The following is a 17,166-nucleotide window of genomic DNA, read 5'->3' as shown; positions in this document are numbered from 1 at the left end:
TATCCCCCTTCACATATGCTTTGCGCAAAAGAAACCTGAAATTATTCAGGTTTCTTTTTTTCTTTCCACGGCTGCGCTCCATACGTTGTAATTTTTTTATGAATGAAGTATATGGCTCCCGGAAGAACCGCCATTAATATCGTGCAACTAATTCCCAATCCAGTAAACAACTTACATCACCTTATTTCACTCTCTTCGGTAAAGCTGAACCTGAATGTGCAATCGTTGGATGAACATGAACAGTAATTTCAGCATTACTAAAGTATTTTTCACCTTGATCCCAATTCTTATCTATCTTCTTCCACTCTTTATAATTATGTCGCTTATATACTTCCCCTAATGCTAATACATCTACCTTATATTTTTTTTGAACAAGCTTAATCGATTTTTGGATGCGTTTCTCCATTTCCTCCGAAATATCCTTCTCTAAACGCTTTTCATTCAAAACCTTTTTATGATCACTGAAGTGCAACTCGGCCAATGTACCTTCCAGAGATAAGTGAATATTAAACTTTGGTTTTGTAGCATCCGTTGTAGATACTTTAATTTTTCGATGCAGCTTATGAATTTCATATGTAATAAGTTGATTCTTTTTACGGATAGTAAAAAAACCTCCAATTTTTTTACCTATTATATAATTCATTCCTAACGTTTCTTCCCCATTCAAAATGCCTACACACTTATTATCCTTCCCGCGAAACAACGCCGCTCCGTTCATTTGTACCCCTTGTTTTGTTAGTTCGAGAATAGGTAATACGAAACTCTGGTTAGAAATCATCTTTTCCTGTACTTCACCAATTCTTGCAGCCTCAATCATTTGGGCATTTTTCGGAGGATGTTCAGCTAACATATCGATATACTGCGCTGGCAAATTTTCAGGCTTGGCACTCTGCTTTAAAATAGCTTCTGCATTTTTCTTAGAAACGAACAAACGAATATTTCTTCTCATTTCATGATCGCGAATATATACATCTAACGTATTTTGTAAAACATATGGATTCGCTAGTAAATCTTTAGAAAAAATTATCACTTGTATATGCGGAAAGAATAATGAGCGACTAATTTTTTTAGCGATAATTCGTATTTGCTCAAAGACACTATCTGCTTTCGCACTAACATTAATATAATTTTCGCTATCTCCATCCCCTTGTCCACCTTGTTGCGACAATTTACTTGGGAGCACCATCTGATACGTCCCTTTCATAATTGGATTCGATTGTTTTTCCTTCACGATATCGTAAGCCGCCCCTACTACAAATCCCCTTTCTTCTATCTCCTCCAGCTCAGAGCACCCACTAATAGATCCAGCTAAAAACATAATTATTATAATTTTAAGAAGGTGTTTCATTGCCACCATTCCTTCTTTTTATTTTATATACAATAAAAACTAGCAAAGGTGCTGACACAACAAACCCCATATCTATCCAAGCTAAATAAGTCCCATAACTTGATAAATCATTCGAATTGCCAGGTATCATATTCACCATAAAAATAATAGGAGCACTCACAAAAATAAATACGTGTTTCTTCACTTTTGGAAACATAGCACAAAACAATAAAGATGCGACGTCATAATACATTGCTGTAGTGTTATAAATAGTAATAATCCAAGTGGTAAAAAAAATCGCATCAAATCTCTCTAAAAATCCTCCACCAATTTCAATTTCTTTCCCTAGTTCAATTGTTGGAAATGTCAATCCACGTGTTGTCATATACGAAAAAACACTAATACAAGTTACATAAATTAAAATGTATGACAAAACGTTTACTATCACCGCTTTTGCAACTGCCATTGGCGCTTTTTTCGCTGTCTTATCGTTCAACATCACGGCATAAAACAGAGCTACCTCAAATCCGATAAATGTGAAAATAGAATTTTTAACTCCTACAGCATATTGACTGACGTCCGTTTGAAAAGCCGGTAGTAAATTATCTATTTCCATTAAGTTCACATTCAATAAAGAAAGCAGTACGATTGCAATTAAAACGATAGGTAAGAATAAAACGTTTAACCTTAATAGAGCCGCTCTCGACCCCGCTATTCCATAAATAACAACTAATAGGAAAAAGAACGACAATAGTTGTACTGGTGTATCACTAAACAAATACGTTTGTGAAATAATTGCAATCATTCGCGATTCATATGCTGTCAAAGCAGCAAACGTTAATACTAAAATGCTACTAATTGTGTATGCAACAGGCTTCGTCAAATGTGCACTCGTATATTGAACAAAGTTTTGTTTTGGGAATAAAATAGCTACCCTCGTTACAAACCAACCTAAAATTGCACATATTAATCCACCCAAAAGCAAAATAATCCAACCGTCCGAAAATAAAGTTTGCGTAGCAATATCTCGCGGCATAGATAATGCACCTATACCGATAATTGTTGACGATACCGCAAAACCAAGTTCCCGAGATCCAATTTCTTCATCCCCATATTCAAATGGCTTCAATTACTCTCGCTCCTTTGGACGTAGTGTAGAGTCTTTCGTTTGTAAATATTCTGGTCTCTCTTTTAACATTGATTTTGGTAGACGAACCAATTCTTCTTCCCAATCTTTATAAAAAGCAGGAGCAATAGGTGTTGTATACGGTACCCCAACACTCTTTAAATTTGTAATATGGATTGCAAGTGCAATAAGAGCTAAAATGATTCCGTATAACCCAAAAGCAGTTGCAGCTAACACGAAGACGAAAAGTAAAATTCGAAATGTAATCGTAATGCTATATACAGGAAGTGAAAATGTAGCAATTGCGGTAACCGCAATAATAATTACTAAAAACGGATTTACAATCCCCGCATTTACTGCCGCTTCTCCAATTACAAGACCGCCTACGATGCCAATTGTTTGTCCCATCGGTTTCGGAAGCCTAATCCCGGCTTCTCGTATTAATTCCATCGTTAATGCCATCATTAACGTTTCTATATAAGCAGGAAACGGTACCCCTTCTCTCGCTCCCGCAATGGAATAAGCTAGTTTAGATGGAATAAGCCCTTGATGATACGATACAAGCGCTACGTACATGGCAGGTAATAAAACAGCAGCAATACCTGATCCCATACGTAACATTCTTAATAACGTTCCAATTATCCAACGCTCATAATGATCTTCTACAGATTGAAAAATATCAACAAATACTAGTGGAGCTATAAGAGCAAATGGTGACCCATCTACTAAAATGGCCGCTTTCCCTTTCGCCAATGCAGCCACTATATTATCTGGTCTTTCTGTATTTAAAAACTGCGGAAACGGCGATAAATTATTATCTTGAATTAATTGCTCAATCGTTCCTGTCTCAAAAATGACATCTGTCACTATTGATTGAAGACGCCGATCTAGCTCGTTTACGATGTAAGGGTTAATAATATCCTCTATATATACTAGGGTTACTTCTTTCTGCGATCGCTTCCCCATAATATAAGATTGAAACCGTAACTTCGGATCACGTAAACCACGGCGAATTAACATTTTATTCACATTAATATCTTCATTTAACCCAACCCTCGGTCCACGAATTAAATCTTCTGTCACTGGCGGTTCTAGACTTCTTTTCTCCCAAGCCCTACTGTTAACAACAATAGCCGTTTGAATATTATCAATTAATATGACTGTATCTCCTGCTAAAACCGCATTTATAATATCTGGAAAAGTCGTCTTCATACCGACTTCTGCAATAGAAATAAAACGATCCAATAATGTCTGAACCACAGCTGCTTCATTTGGTATTTCTTCATATTGAAGTGTACGAACTACATATTTATAAACATTATCCTTATCTGTCAATCCACATAAGAAAACAACCGCACAACGTGTAAAACTACCAGCAAGAGCAACTTCTCTAATTGTTAAATCATTAGGTGAACCTAACTCATCTCTAATTTCCTTCATAACTTCAAACAAGTTACCTTTTAGCTCTAACAATTTCCCCACCTAACTTCCTTTTCAACAAGTTTTTAGTTAGATTCCGCTAATAGAAGAAAATATATACAAAAAAGAGCTATCTCTTTTCGAAGATAGCTCTAACATACGAATTACTTTTCTACTATTATATTATCGGTCTTTACAGATACATTTCTTGTGAATCCACTAACTACAAGCATCACAATAATGTTAACTAACAACGCGACTATACCTACATTCAAATCTTTCATATACTGCGGGACACCCGGGAACATCGTAGCTATAGTAGAACCAGATAAGGTGATATATGCGACAATTAACAACCCAATTCCCATCCCCGCAATCGCACCTTGTTTCGTAATAATTTGACGAGGAAACAAACTACATACAAGCGCAGGGAAAAGTTGCGTAACTATACTGTATCCCATTAAAAGAAGAGCACCTATCGTCTCTCCACCTTTAAAGGTAAATAATACGGCAATAAGCGTCACGACAGGTACAAATAGCTTAGCTGCTTTTGCAACTTGTTTATCAGAGGCGGATGGTACCATCGTTCCATAAATATTTTTTGCTAATAATGTAGAAGCGGCCATAACAAGCATGGAACCGGGAACTAATGCCGTTAACACCCCCGCACTACCAATAATCCCAATAAACCAAGGATCAAACGTTTGAAGAGCCAGACGGAATAATGAAAGATCTACATCCGCTCCCTTTAACCCTGGAACTTGCAAGATAGCAGCAAAACCTGCAAAGAACACAAAAAGCAAAACTAAAGAATAGAGAGGCATAATTGCTGCATTTTTCCTAAATACTTTTTCACTTTTCGCTGAGAAAGCTGAGGCAAATGTATGAGGCCACATATAAAAACCGAGAGCCGTTAATATAATAGTAGAAACAAACCAAGAAATACTCATTCCCTTTTCAGGTAAAGATAAAAAACCTGGTTTTGCAGCTTCTACAGCTTCAAACATCGGTTGAAATCCTCCGTAATAGTGATACGGTAAATATATACCTAAAAACATAACGATGAATAGTATCATAATGTCCTTCAAAGCAGCTGTCCAAGCCGATCCATGTATACCTGAAACCATTACATAAATAGTTATAACAATAGCACCAATCCATACCGCAATAACAGGTGTCACTCTTCCATAGGAAGCTTCCGAAACGATAATTCCTAATCCCTTTAATTGCAAAACAAGATACGGGATAATCGAAATAACACCAATAATTGAAACAATTACCCCAAGCGTCTTACTCCTGTATTTCTTCGCAAAGAAATCTGATTGTGAAATGAGGTTATGTTCTTTTGCATACTTCCAAATTGGAGGCAATAAGAAATACGATAAAATATAAGCTAATGCACCATACCCTAAAATATAAAATGTAGGAGCTCCTTTACTATAAGCCCAGCCACTTCCTCCTAAAAATGTGAACGTCGTATAAATTTCCCCTGCCATAAGGAGAAAAACGAAAATAGTTCCAAATCCTCTTCCTCCAACTGACCATTGTTCTAAATTCATATCTTTTCCATGTTGTGCCCGAATTCCTAAAAATAGTGCGAGAAACAAAAATATAATAATGATAAATAATGCAGTCATTTTACGTCCCCCTTATTAGCAGGATCGAATACGTACACAAGACCCATACAAAGAGACGTAATGAGCACTGATAATAGTACCCAAAATAATAAAAATGGCATCCCCCATACGTAAGGAGTGACCGAATTTGCAAATACTGGTCCAACTACTAAACAAAGAACTGGAATAAGTGCTAGCACGTGTATTTTCTTCATCTTATTCTCCTTTACTTATAAAATTCATAATGGATGATACAAAGACTTCCACTCCAATTGGTAATGCGTCTTCGTCAATTGTAAAACGAGGGTGATGATGCGGATATACAATTCCCTTCTCTTCATTTCCTGCCCCTATAAAAAAGAACGTCCCTGGTGCCTTTTGTAAAAATGCTGAAAAATCTTCTCCTGCCATCGTTGGTTGTAAACGAACAACCCTTTCTCTTCCATAAAGCTGTAATGCTGTATGTTCAATAAGCTCTGTAACTTCATAATCGTTCACAACTGGGCGATATCCATATTCATAAGAAAATGTATACTTAGCACCGTAGGATTCTGTAATATGTTTTACAATCCTTTCAAGCTTCTTCTTTGTTTCTTCTCTTAATTCATGCCTTAAACTTCTCACTGTCCCTTCAATCTCCGCTTGTTCCGGGATAACATTATGAGTTGTCCCAGAATGAAATTGTGTAACAGATACTACGAGAGAATCTAACGGATTCGTGAGGCGAGATACAATTTGCTGAATTTGCGAAACTACTTGCGCACCAATGGCGATACTATCAACTGTTTCATGCGGAATTCCAGCATGCCCACCTTTTCCCTCTATCGTAATTTTAAAAACGTCCGGCGCCGCCATCGCAGGACCATAAATTACACCTACTTTTCCAACCTCTAATGACGCCCAAAGATGAGCACCAATAATGTAATCCACACCTGTCATCACTCCCGCTGCGACCATTTCCTCTGCACCGCCCGGAAAGTTTTCTTCTGCATGTTGAAATAAAAAGCGAATCTCTCCTTTAACTTTCTCTCTTTCCTCTACCAACTTATGTACTACACCAAGCAATATTGCCATGTGACCATCGTGACCACACGCATGCATCACACCTGGATATATAGAAATAAAATCAAACTTATTTTCTTCATGAATAGGAAGAGCATCCATATCAGCACGAACCGCGATAGTTTTACCAGGCTGCCTACCAATTAACCTTGCCATTACACTATATTTAGTAGGCCTTGAGACTTCTAAATACGGGATTTCCCGAAGTATGTCGAATACAAATTGAGATGTTTTTTCCTCTTGAAAAGATAACTCTGGATACTTATGAAAATGCCTTCTCCACTCAATCAACTGATTCTTTGATAAAACAAGTTCCTTTGCGACATCCATTTCTCTTCTCCCCTTCTTTACCAAGTTAAATGTTATTATAGCGTGAATTGTTAACTTCTAAAAGAATTTTCAGAATTTTCTATAATAAATATTCAAAAAGAAAAAGCCATCGCAAGATGACTTTTCATTTTATAAAATAGTAATTGCTTGTTTCCCCATTTGCTCCCATGCCTTTTCAAATTCAGCACGAGGAACAGCGAAACGTGGATTGTTTTTTAGAGGATCATTTACATATACAAAGTTTTGATCGTATCCAACCACTACTACACTATGCTCAAAATATGTAATTTTCACTTCACCAGAACTTGTATTCCATGTTTCAAAACTACTTTCAGCTAGCGGCTTAAACGTTGTATTAATAATAACCCATACTGGAGAGCCAGAACTAATTACTTTATATAGATCTTGCACGTCTCTACCCGTTAAATTAATTACTTTTTCAGGAACATACTTTTCTGCTAAATTAAAAATCGGTTGATTATATACACCGTATCCCGGCTCAGCTTTCGTGTAAATATTTCCAACGAATCCCTCATAAGGATTTCCACGCAAACCATTTTGTTCAAATGGAACACGATGAATTTCGCTAGCGAGTTGCATCTTATCTACTTGTACACCTTTATGTTGTAGTAGCATAGCTAAACCTGTCACTTCACATCCACGAGGTAATTCTGGTAATTGTTTTATAAATGGAACATCTTCAATCATAGCCGCTTCTTTCATTTCAGATAGAAAATCTAAGCGTAGCACTTGCGCCTTTTGTATAATTTTATCTTTCCCTATAAAAAACGCGGCAGCTAGTATAATTCCAAAAACAAAAAGATATTTTAGCTTTTTCATTATAAACAAAACTCCATTAATTATTATTTTACAGACACAACTCTTATCATTGTACCTTTCTTCTTACTAGTTTGCTAGAAAGATTCTGTGAATTATTATTCACACTTATATCGTTGTAAAATTCTAATTATTTTTAATAAAAAGAAAAAACGATATACTTTTTCAGAATTTTTTGCTAAAATAAAAATCATTAACCTAGTGAAGTAATTGATTTTATTTCACTAGGTTAATAAACATTCTAAGGTATTTAGTCATAGTTATCTTTTACATACTCAGTTCACAACAAAATAAGCCGAGTATGTTTTTCATCCCCCACTAATGATTAAAAACCCAGAATGAAATCAAGTTAACACATACAAGAAAATATGGGGTGAGGGGCATATGAATCAACAAGTAGAACAAACAGATCTAAAACGAACAATGAAAAGTAGACACCTATTCATGATCGCACTTGGCGGAGTCATTGGAACGGGATTATTTATGGGTTCTGGACAAATCGTCCATAATGCAGGACCAGGCGGAGCTATTCTCGCATTTTTAGTCGGTGGTTTCGTTATGTATTTAACGATGTTATGTCTTGGTGAATTGTCAGTGGCTATGCCAGAAGCAGGTTCATTCCAAAGCTATGCAAGCAAATTTATTTCACCTGGTTTTGGATTTGTTGTCGGTTGGATGTATTGGTTAAATTGGGCTGTTACAGTTGGAGTAGAGTTAACGACTGTTAGCATTTTAATGAAACGCTGGTTTCCAGACGTTTCTTCTTGGATTTGGTGTGTTACATTTGCAGCAGCACTCTTCCTTGTGAACGCTTTATCAGCAAAAGCATATGCAGAAACGGAATTTTGGTTCGCAAGTGTAAAAGTCGCAACAATTGTTATTTTCATCGTACTCGGTGGTGCAGTTATGTTCGGTCTACTCGACTTTAACGGAAAACCAGCTCCGATGCTTCACAATTTCACTGAAAATGGCGGGCTATTTCCAAACGGTGCATTAGCTGTTCTTCTTACGATGATTACAGTCAATTACTCCTTCCAAGGAACAGAACTAATCGGAATCGCTTCAGGAGAAAGTGAAAATCCTGAAAAAACAATTCCAAAAGCAATCAAAAATACAATTTGGCGAACTCTATTCTTCTTCGTCCTAGCAATTTCAGTTGTTGTCGGTTTACTCCCGTGGCAAGAGGCTAATCTAGTTGAAAGTCCATTTGTACTTGTATTTGATGTGGCTGGTATCCCTTATGCAGCGGACATTATGAACTTTGTTATTATTACAGCTGTATTATCCGTAGCTAACTCTGGCCTATACGCAAATTCTCGTATGCTTTGGGCAATGGCAAAACAAGGAATGGCTAGTCCAGCTTTTACGAAGTTAACTAAAAGAGGTGTACCACTAAATGCGTTAATTTTCAGTCTAATTTTCGCAAGCCTTTCTTTATTAACAAGTATATTTGCAGCAGATACTGTCTTTTTAATTTTAACTTCTATTGCAGCAATGGCTGCTGTTGTTGTTTGGATGTCGATTGCAGCTTCACAGTTTTTCTTCCGTAGAAATTTCGTGAAAAATGGCGGCGACATAAATGATTTAAAATACCGCACACCACTTTATCCAATAGTTCCAATCGTAGCTTTCTCACTCAATTTCCTTACATTTGTTAGTTTAGCTTTCATTCCAGATCAGAGAATTGCTCTTTATTGCGGGATTCCATTTATGATCATTTGTTACATTTTATACCAAGTAAAATATAAAAAAGTTGTCACATTTGAACAGAAAAAAAATATAACTCAGGAAATAAACTAAATATACAAAACATTCAGCTATCTTCCTTATAATAAGATAGCTTTTTTCTATTTCTTGGATATCTTGGTATAACTTTATTTATCTTAAAATTTCCACAATCATGTTTTTATCTGGAAAATAGTTTACAATGTTATCAAGTTACAAATGATATTCACCTTAAAAAGTGTGCATTTGTGTCTATTTTTTAACAATATGACAAAAACTATTGCCTTCTATAAATTAATAGGTTTATATTGTTTTATTGGCATAGTTTCAATCCAAGGAGAAAGGAGATTTTCAATCGTGCAACTAAAGAAAACGTTTTGGAAGTTGGCTTCGCTTCTTCCGTTATCATTACTTCTGTTCCTCGGTGGCTGTGATAAAAAACTCGCAGTATTAAATCCGCAAGGACCTGTTGCAAAAGCACAGTATGATTTAATTGTTTGGTCATTCTTGCTTATGTCATTAATTATCGCAATTGTATTCATCTTGTTTACAGTCATCTTGATTCGTTATCGTGAAAAACCAGAGAATATGGACTATGAGCCACCTGATCAACATGGTAACACATTATTAGAAATCATTTGGACAATTATTCCTGTTATTATCGTTATCGCATTATCGATTCCAACAGTTAAAGCAACTTATGCTTCGGAAGAGGTTCCGCAAGAGTCCAAACATATTAAACCAGTTGAAATTTATGTTACATCTGCAAACTGGAAATGGTTATTTAGTTACCCGGAGGAAAAAATTGAAACCGTTAACTATTTAAACATCCCAGCTGGTGTACCAATTCAATTTAAGCTGACTTCTGTCGGTCCAATGAATGCTTTCTGGGTACCAGAACTTGGTGGTATGAAGTATACAATGGATGGCATGATCATGGACTTATATTTACAAGCTGACAAGCCAGGTTCTTACCTAGGTCGTAGTTCGAACTTCTCTGGTGAAGGATTCACTCACATGGAGTTCGAAGTTGAAGCAAAAACTAAAGAGAAATATGATAAGTGGGTAAAAGAAGTACAAGAAACTGCCCCTAAATTATCAGAAAAGAAATACAACGAAATTATTAAACCTGGTGTAGTGGGGCGTATGACGTTCTCTAGTCACCACTTAAGTTATGTAGATCCAAAATCACTTGAATATTGTGATTACAACTACTACAAAAACAAAAAATAATAGCTATTATTCCAACAGATTGGAGTGAACACAGTGAAGCTTGATGAATTTTTTGTCACAGGTGACCCAATTATTTACGGAGCTGACGCTTCTATCGTTCTTGTGACATTAGCGATTCTTTTCGTACTAACAAAGTACAAAAAATGGAGATGGCTTTGGGATGAATGGTTGACAACTGTTGACCATAAAAAAATAGGGACCATGTATATTATCTCTGCCGTTATAATGTTATTCCGTGGTGGTATGGATGGTTTAATGATCCGTGCACAGTTAACATTCCCAGAAACAACTTATTTAAACGCTGAACACTATAACGGAATCTTTACAACACATGGTACAGTAATGATTCTTTTCATGGCAATGCCATTCGTTATGGGATTAATGAACCTTGTAGTACCATTACAAATTGGTGCTCGTGACGTTGCATATCCGTTCTTAAATGCTTTAAGTTTCTGGTTATTCTTTGTCGGAGCAATGTTATTCAACATCGCTTTCGTAATCGGTGGTTCTCCAGACGCTGGGTGGACTTCTTACTTCCCAATGGCAGGTACAGAGTTTACTTCTGGTGTAGGAAATAACTACTACGCAATTGCATTACAGATTTCAGGTCTCGGTACGTTAATGACAGGTATTAACTTCCTAGTTACTATTTTAAAAATGCGTACACCTGGCATGAAATTAATGAGAATGCCAATGTTTACTTGGTCAATCTTAATTACAACAATTATCATTATTTTCGCTTTCCCAGTATTAACAGTTGCTCTTGCATTAATGACATTTGACCGTCTATTCGATGCTCACTTCTTTACGATGGCGAGCGGCGGTATGCCGATGTTATGGGCCAACCTATTCTGGGTATGGGGTCACCCTGAAGTATATATCGTTATTTTACCGGCATTCGGTATTTTCTCTGAAATCATTAGTACATTCTCACGTAAACGTCTATTCGGTTACAGTGCGATGGTGTACTCGATGGTTGCAATTTCTTTACTAAGTTTCGTCGTATGGCTTCACCATTTCTTCACTATGGGTGCAGGTCCAGCGGTTAACTCATTCTTCTCGATTTCGACAATGGCGATTTCGATTCCAACCGGTGTTAAGATCTTTAACTGGTTGTTTACACTGTATAAAGGACGTATTCGTTTTACAGTTCCAATGCTTTGGTCATTGGCATTTATTCCAAACTTCGTAGTTGGTGGAGTTACAGGGGTTATGCTTGGAATGGCAGCAGCTGATTATCAATACCATAACAGCTACTTCCTAATTGCTCACTTCCACTACGTATTAATCGCAGGTACAGTATTCGCTATGCTTGCTGGATTCACATACTGGTATCCAAAAATGACAGGTCATATGTTAAATGAACGCCTAGGTAAATGGACATTCTGGATCTTTATGAGCGGATTTAACATCTGTTTCTTCCCAATGTACTTCTTAGGTTTAGACGGTATGACTCGTCGTATGTACACTTACTCTGAAAGTCTTGGATGGGGCTGGCTAAACCAAATCGCATCTGTTGGTGCTGTAATGATGGCTATTGGCTTCCTAATCCTTTGCTATAACGTAATTTGGAGTGCACGTCACGGTGAGCGTGACACAACTGGAGATCCATGGGACGGCCGTACACTTGAATGGGCAACTCAATCTCCTGTACAACATTACAACTTCGCGAAACTTCCTGAAATTAAAGAAGCTGATGCTTTCTGGTTCATGAAAAAACGTGGAGAAACAATTACACCAACAGCAGATGAATTAAAACCAATTCACATGCCAAGTAATTCTGGTGTGCCTATTATTGCGTCTTTATTCTTCGGTCTTGCAGGTTTTGCATTAGTATTTAGCTGGTTCTGGATTGCAGCAATCGGTGGTATTGGTATTTTAGGTTGCTTAATCTATCGTTCATTCGATTATGATGATGGCTACTACGTAAGCGTTGATGAAATTAAAGAAACAGAACATATAGCATGAGAGGTGAAATGACATGGCGGCTTTAGATAAAAGCTTACCTTTGGAATATCAATCCGAGCAAAGCAGGTTGAATATCCTAGGATTCTGGATTTTTCTTGGGGCTGAAATTATGCTGTTCGCAACACTTTTCGCCTCTTATCTAGTCCTTGCTGGTCGTACGGCAGATGGCCCAACACCAGCGCAACTGTTTGAACTTAAAACGCTTTTAATTCAAACACTACTACTTTTAACAAGTAGTTTCACATGTGGTATCGCAATTCATGAAATGCGTAAACACAATCAAAAAGGAATGTTAGCCTGGTTTATACTAACTTTACTTTTAGGTGCAGGTTTCCTATTCTTCGAGATCGAAGAGTTCATTATGTACATTGGTGAAGGTGCAACGATTCAAACAAGTGCTTTCTTATCGGCATTCTTCGTTCTTCTTGGAACGCATGGTGCCCACGTAACAGGTGGTATCATCTGGGCAACTTGTGTTATTATCCAAATTTTAAAACGAGGTTTAACACCAGTTACAGCTCGTAAAGTATTTATTATCAGCTTATACTGGCATTTCCTTGATCTTGTTTGGGTCTTTATTTACACACTAGTTTACTTGAACGGGATGGTGGCGTAAATGGGTCAAAATAACAACCAAGCAAACGGACATGGGCATAGCGGATTCCCATGGTCACACGTTTTCGGATTTATTTTATCGCTTGCACTAACGTTTCTAGCTTTATACGTGGCACTTTATACAACCCTGCCACTTTCAACGATATTAACAACTATTATCATAATGGCTGTTGCGCAAGCTTTATTACAATTAATTATGTTCATGCATTTAAAAGAAGGAGAAGGAAGAATTCAAATTCTTACAATGATATACAGTTTCTTCGTTGCAGCTGCAACAGTTGGTCTTACTGTATGGATCTTCTTCTCAATGTAATTTGCATGAAAAGACTGCTGGGATTCCTCAGCAGTCTTTTTTTATCCCGCATTAACGAGCAGTAAGACCCCCACTGATTAAAGTTTCACTTTATCCCCTCCCCCTATTACATCCACATTACGGAATTAACAACAAAATCATGAAAGATATACTTATTATGACAAATGTTAAGAAAACTCTTTCTTTATGAAATCGAAACCATATCCGTTGCTTTTCTTCCTATTATATGGCTAAATAGTTACTATATTTATTTGAAGGGAGAGAACGCAATGGAACATCATTCTTCTGTTCTATCACTTATGGTTGTCGTCGCAATCGCGTTTTTCGTTCCCCTTTTGTTACAGCGCTTTAAATTAAAAGCACTTCCTGTCGTTGTTGCAGAAATTATCGCAGGAATCTTTGTAGGTAAAAGTGGATTTAACATCATTGAGCCCGATATGTGGCTTCAAGTCTTATCAACACTAGGGTTTATCTTCCTAATGTTTTTAAGTGGTTTAGAAATTGACTTTTCGATCTTTAAACAAAAAGGGAAAAAGAATACGACAAACGAACCGAACACATTCCAAGCAGCAAGCATTATCTTCTTGTTTATTTTCATTTTATCTTATGCCCTATCATTAATATTCGTATGGCTAGGATTCGTAGACAATGCAATGTTCATGACTTTAATTATTTCAACTATTTCTTTAGGTGTTGTCGTACCAACATTGAAAGAAAATAACTTAGGAAAAACCGCAATCGGGCAAATCATTTTATTAGTCGCTGTTATTGCAGACTTAGTTACAATGATTTTACTCGCTATATTCGTCGGATTAAATTCCGAAAGTGGCCAAAGCATGTGGCTTCTACTTCTTCTATTCGGTGCTGGTATTGTAATTTACTTTGTCGCAAGACGGTTTAAAAATATTCCATACCTAGAAAGCTTAAAAGCCGGTAGTGTACAAATTGATACACGAGCTGTTTTTGCACTCATCTTAATATTAGTTGGATTATCTGAATCTGTTGGGGCAGAAAATATTTTGGGAGCCTTTTTAGCAGGTGTACTCGTATCTTTATTATCACCAAATGAAGATATGGTTGAAAAACTTGATTCCATCGGATATGGCTTCTTCATTCCTATTTTCTTCGTAATGGTTGGTGTAAATCTAGAAGTATGGTCTATTTTTAACGAGCCTTCTAGTATGCTAATGATCCCAATTCTAATTGTGGGACTCTTTATTTCAAAACTGTTGCCATCACTCGTCTTACGAAAATGGTACCCACGCAATATCGTACTCGGAAGTGCTATTTTGTTAACATCAACACTTTCTTTAGTTATTGCGGCTGCACAAATCGGTGAAAAGCTAGGCATCATTAGCCCAAGTTTATCAGCATCTCTTATTTTAAGTGCAGTTATTACTTGTATTTTTGCACCTATATTATTTAAAAAGATGTTTCCAAAAGTGGAAACACCAAAACCGAAAGTATCTATTATTGGTGCAAGCAGAATTACCCTTCCGTTATCACTTGATTTAAAACGTGAAGATTATGACGTAACACTATATATGATACGTCAAAATAAAATAAATGATGAGGAAGCGAAATCTCATGACTTCCCTATTGTAAAATTAGATGATATTACTATTCAATCTTTAATGGAGCAACAAGCTTTCGAAGCAGACCGTGTTGTTGTTGCGACAAGTGATGATGAACAAAACTTATTATTAGCAGAACACGCAAAAGAATTAGGTGTTGAACACGTCATCGCAAGTGTAGAAGATCCCCTTCTACAAGAAAAAGCGACTCAAGAACATATCGCTGTATTCTCGACTATTAACTCTACACGTATTTTATTACGTGCACTTATTGATAAACCGAGTCTCGTTCGCTTGATTACAACAGCAAATGAAACGGTGCGTGAGGTTGAACTACGGAGTAATAAATATAACGGCTTAGCACTTCGTCGCCTTCCGTTTCTAGGTGATGTACTTGTCATTCAAATTTACCGTGGTAATAAAGCATTAATACCACATGGTGATACGAAGTTACAGCATGGCGATACTTTACTTGTAACGGGTTCAAAAGAACATATTGATACAATGAAAAACATATTAGAATAGAAAATGCCCCTCACATAAATGAGGGGCATTTTTTCAATTTTATATGGTAAAATGTTACTATCACATATTATGGGGATGAATCACATTATGTCTATTTCAACTTTAGCTCTCTTATTATTAGCAGAAGTACTCGTCGCCATTATTCTCATCGGTATTAGCATTGAAATTTGTAGTTATGGATGGAAAAAACCGAATGGAATTAAGTACTTTTGTCTCTTAATTTCACTCCTTCTCGGAACAGCTAGCATACTAGGACTTCTCGTTGCACCCGCATATTTCTTCTTACAACTTATAGAAAAAGGCTTATAAGAAAGGGTGATATTATGATTACAGTGAAACATATTGATGCATCTGAAACATACTTATTACGCCAAAAGGTTTTGCGTCCCAATCAATCATTAGAAGATTGTAAATACGATTCAGATTACGAAACAGACGCCTTTCATTTAGGTGCATTTCTACATGATGAACTTGTTAGCATCGCCTCTTTCTCTAAAGAAATACATCCTGATTTAAAAGCTGGTAACCACTATCGTCTACGAGGAATGGCAACATTACCTAATTTCCGAAACCAGCATGCTGGCAGCTCCTTAATCCGTAAAGCTGAACAAGTCCTCCAAGAACGCGAAGCAAATATTCTATGGTGTAATGCCCGAATTACCGTAGCGGATTATTACAAACGATTAGACTTCCATGAGCATGGTGAAATCTTCGAGATTGATCCAATAGGACTACATAAAGTAATGTATAAAGAAATATAAGAAAAGCTTTCTGCATATTGCAGAAAGCTTTTCTTATATTTCTTTTTCACTTTTTATTTTTTTCATATATATGTATATAAACAAACTAGGAATTAAAAAGCAAACAAACATAATAAGTCCTGTTATACTAATTTCCTTTATCGAAATATCCGGTGTTACAATGATACAAATAGCTAAAATCCCAATAACAATCCCTACTGGAATTAATAATAGTTTCATGAAATAACTACGAGATACTCCCCCTGTATGCTCATACACTTCCACCGAATTTTTTAAGTTTAAAAAGTTAATAACTATTATCCCGCCCATAAATACCATTAATAAATCCGAAACACTTTCATACCCTGCCCCTTGCAAGACGTAACGGTAAAAAACAATGCCTAGTATGACGACATTTTGTAAGATGAAAGCCAATCTAATATGTTTTAATCCCTCAATCATTAAACGTTCATCTTTCACGATTTTCACCCTATCACTCCTTTTCCTCCCAAAACAAATCATTCAATGTTTTATCTACTGCATAACAAATTTTCAAACATAAATCTAAAGATGGATTGTATTTCCCCTTCTCAATTAAACTAATTGTTTGCCTTGTGACGCCTACGTTTTCTGCTAATTGTTGTTGTGTTAAATCTAACTGAACACGTGCGACTTTTATTTTACTTACAGCCATTCATGTTCCTCCTCTGCCTTTATTGTAACATATATATTCCATTAAGTAATTTATATTTTACG

General features: G+C 36.4%; 18 protein-coding genes. 8 read left to right on the top strand and 10 right to left on the bottom strand.

Features of this window, described 5'->3' with window-relative positions:
* Nucleotides 1-41: 41 nt before the first annotated feature.
* The 8 genes from ABH959_RS20970 to ABH959_RS20935 all read right to left on the bottom strand — a co-directional run bounded on the left by ABH959_RS20970 (nucleotide 42) and on the right by ABH959_RS20935 (nucleotide 7,720).
* Nucleotides 42-170: a hypothetical protein gene (locus ABH959_RS20970; RefSeq protein WP_002029830.1), complete on the bottom strand. Its 129-nt coding sequence runs from the start codon at nucleotides 168-170 to the stop codon at nucleotides 42-44.
* Nucleotides 171-181: 11 nt separating this feature from the next.
* Nucleotides 182-1,348, bottom strand: a complete 1,167-nt coding sequence (locus tag ABH959_RS20965; RefSeq protein ID WP_002186981.1) for a Ger(x)C family spore germination protein — start codon at nucleotides 1,346-1,348, stop codon at nucleotides 182-184.
* Nucleotides 1,332-2,456 (bottom strand): endospore germination permease, encoded by a 1,125-nt coding sequence (locus tag ABH959_RS20960; RefSeq protein ID WP_002169135.1) that lies wholly within the window; start codon nucleotides 2,454-2,456, stop codon nucleotides 1,332-1,334. The genes ABH959_RS20965 and ABH959_RS20960 overlap by 17 nt, the downstream gene beginning before the upstream one ends.
* Complete coding sequence (gene gerLA, locus ABH959_RS20955; RefSeq protein WP_113937938.1) at nucleotides 2,457-3,935, bottom strand: spore germination protein GerLA; 1,479 nt, start codon at nucleotides 3,933-3,935, stop codon at nucleotides 2,457-2,459.
* A gap of 101 nt (nucleotides 3,936-4,036) precedes the next feature.
* Complete coding sequence (locus ABH959_RS20950) at nucleotides 4,037-5,509, bottom strand: sodium:solute symporter family protein (RefSeq protein ID WP_113937937.1); 1,473 nt, start codon at nucleotides 5,507-5,509, stop codon at nucleotides 4,037-4,039.
* Nucleotides 5,506-5,703, bottom strand: a complete 198-nt coding sequence (locus tag ABH959_RS20945) for a DUF3311 domain-containing protein (RefSeq protein WP_002029838.1) — start codon at nucleotides 5,701-5,703, stop codon at nucleotides 5,506-5,508. Before ABH959_RS20945 ends, ABH959_RS20950 begins: the two co-directional genes overlap by 4 nt.
* A gap of 1 nt (nucleotide 5,704) precedes the next feature.
* The gene (locus tag ABH959_RS20940; protein ID WP_113937935.1) at nucleotides 5,705-6,880 is read right to left on the bottom strand and encodes an amidohydrolase; all 1,176 of its coding nucleotides are present in this window, start codon (nucleotides 6,878-6,880) and stop codon (nucleotides 5,705-5,707) included.
* 129 nt (nucleotides 6,881-7,009) lie between these two features.
* Nucleotides 7,010-7,720 carry a C39 family peptidase gene (locus tag ABH959_RS20935; RefSeq protein WP_404493116.1) on the bottom strand — a complete coding sequence of 237 codons (711 nt, stop codon included), beginning with the start codon at nucleotides 7,718-7,720 and terminating at the stop codon, nucleotides 7,010-7,012.
* Nucleotides 7,721-8,101: 381 nt separating this feature from the next.
* On the opposite strand from ABH959_RS20935, the gene ABH959_RS20930 reads away from it, so the two are divergent.
* The 8 genes from ABH959_RS20930 (at nucleotide 8,102) to ABH959_RS20895 (ending at nucleotide 16,431) form a co-directional block, all read left to right on the top strand.
* Nucleotides 8,102-9,517 carry an amino acid permease gene (locus ABH959_RS20930; RefSeq protein WP_404493115.1) on the top strand — a complete coding sequence of 472 codons (1,416 nt, stop codon included), beginning with the start codon at nucleotides 8,102-8,104 and terminating at the stop codon, nucleotides 9,515-9,517.
* A gap of 282 nt (nucleotides 9,518-9,799) precedes the next feature.
* Nucleotides 9,800-10,675, top strand: a complete 876-nt coding sequence (locus tag ABH959_RS20925) for a cytochrome aa3 quinol oxidase subunit II (protein ID WP_002134440.1) — start codon at nucleotides 9,800-9,802, stop codon at nucleotides 10,673-10,675.
* A 33-nt stretch (nucleotides 10,676-10,708) separates the two neighbouring features.
* Nucleotides 10,709-12,643 carry a cytochrome aa3 quinol oxidase subunit I gene (gene qoxB, locus ABH959_RS20920; protein ID WP_002063826.1) on the top strand — a complete coding sequence of 645 codons (1,935 nt, stop codon included), beginning with the start codon at nucleotides 10,709-10,711 and terminating at the stop codon, nucleotides 12,641-12,643.
* Between the two features lie 13 nt (nucleotides 12,644-12,656).
* On the top strand, nucleotides 12,657-13,259 hold the full coding sequence (gene qoxC / locus ABH959_RS20915) for a cytochrome aa3 quinol oxidase subunit III (protein ID WP_002010602.1): 603 nt from the start codon (nucleotides 12,657-12,659) through the stop codon (nucleotides 13,257-13,259).
* Complete coding sequence (gene qoxD, locus ABH959_RS20910) at nucleotides 13,260-13,571, top strand: cytochrome aa3 quinol oxidase subunit IV (RefSeq protein WP_002063824.1); 312 nt, start codon at nucleotides 13,260-13,262, stop codon at nucleotides 13,569-13,571.
* 269 nt (nucleotides 13,572-13,840) lie between these two features.
* Nucleotides 13,841-15,670, top strand: a complete 1,830-nt coding sequence (locus ABH959_RS20905) for a monovalent cation:proton antiporter family protein (protein WP_113937932.1) — start codon at nucleotides 13,841-13,843, stop codon at nucleotides 15,668-15,670.
* Nucleotides 15,671-15,688: 18 nt separating this feature from the next.
* Nucleotides 15,689-15,979, top strand: a complete 291-nt coding sequence (locus ABH959_RS20900) for a DUF4022 family protein (protein ID WP_113937931.1) — start codon at nucleotides 15,689-15,691, stop codon at nucleotides 15,977-15,979.
* A gap of 14 nt (nucleotides 15,980-15,993) precedes the next feature.
* Nucleotides 15,994-16,431: a GNAT family N-acetyltransferase gene (locus ABH959_RS20895; protein ID WP_113937930.1), complete on the top strand. Its 438-nt coding sequence runs from the start codon at nucleotides 15,994-15,996 to the stop codon at nucleotides 16,429-16,431.
* A gap of 33 nt (nucleotides 16,432-16,464) precedes the next feature.
* Here ABH959_RS20895 and ABH959_RS20890 read toward each other — a convergent pair whose 3' ends face one another.
* Both ABH959_RS20890 and ABH959_RS20885 read right to left on the bottom strand, forming a co-directional pair.
* Nucleotides 16,465-16,899, bottom strand: coding sequence for a hypothetical protein (locus ABH959_RS20890; protein WP_113937929.1), 435 nt, complete (start codon nucleotides 16,897-16,899; stop codon nucleotides 16,465-16,467).
* Nucleotides 16,900-16,903: 4 nt separating this feature from the next.
* Entirely contained in the window at nucleotides 16,904-17,104 is a 201-nt protein-coding gene (locus ABH959_RS20885) for a helix-turn-helix transcriptional regulator (protein ID WP_113937928.1), read from the bottom strand.
* Nucleotides 17,105-17,166 lie beyond the last annotated feature (62 nt).

The organism is Bacillus sp. RC51, from assembly GCF_044908115.1.
In the GTDB taxonomy this organism is placed as follows: Bacteria; Bacillota; Bacilli; order Bacillales; family Bacillaceae_G; genus Bacillus_A; species Bacillus_A mycoides.
Note: the sequence above shows the minus strand (reverse complement) of the source record. Positions and strands in the feature narration are given on the sequence as shown.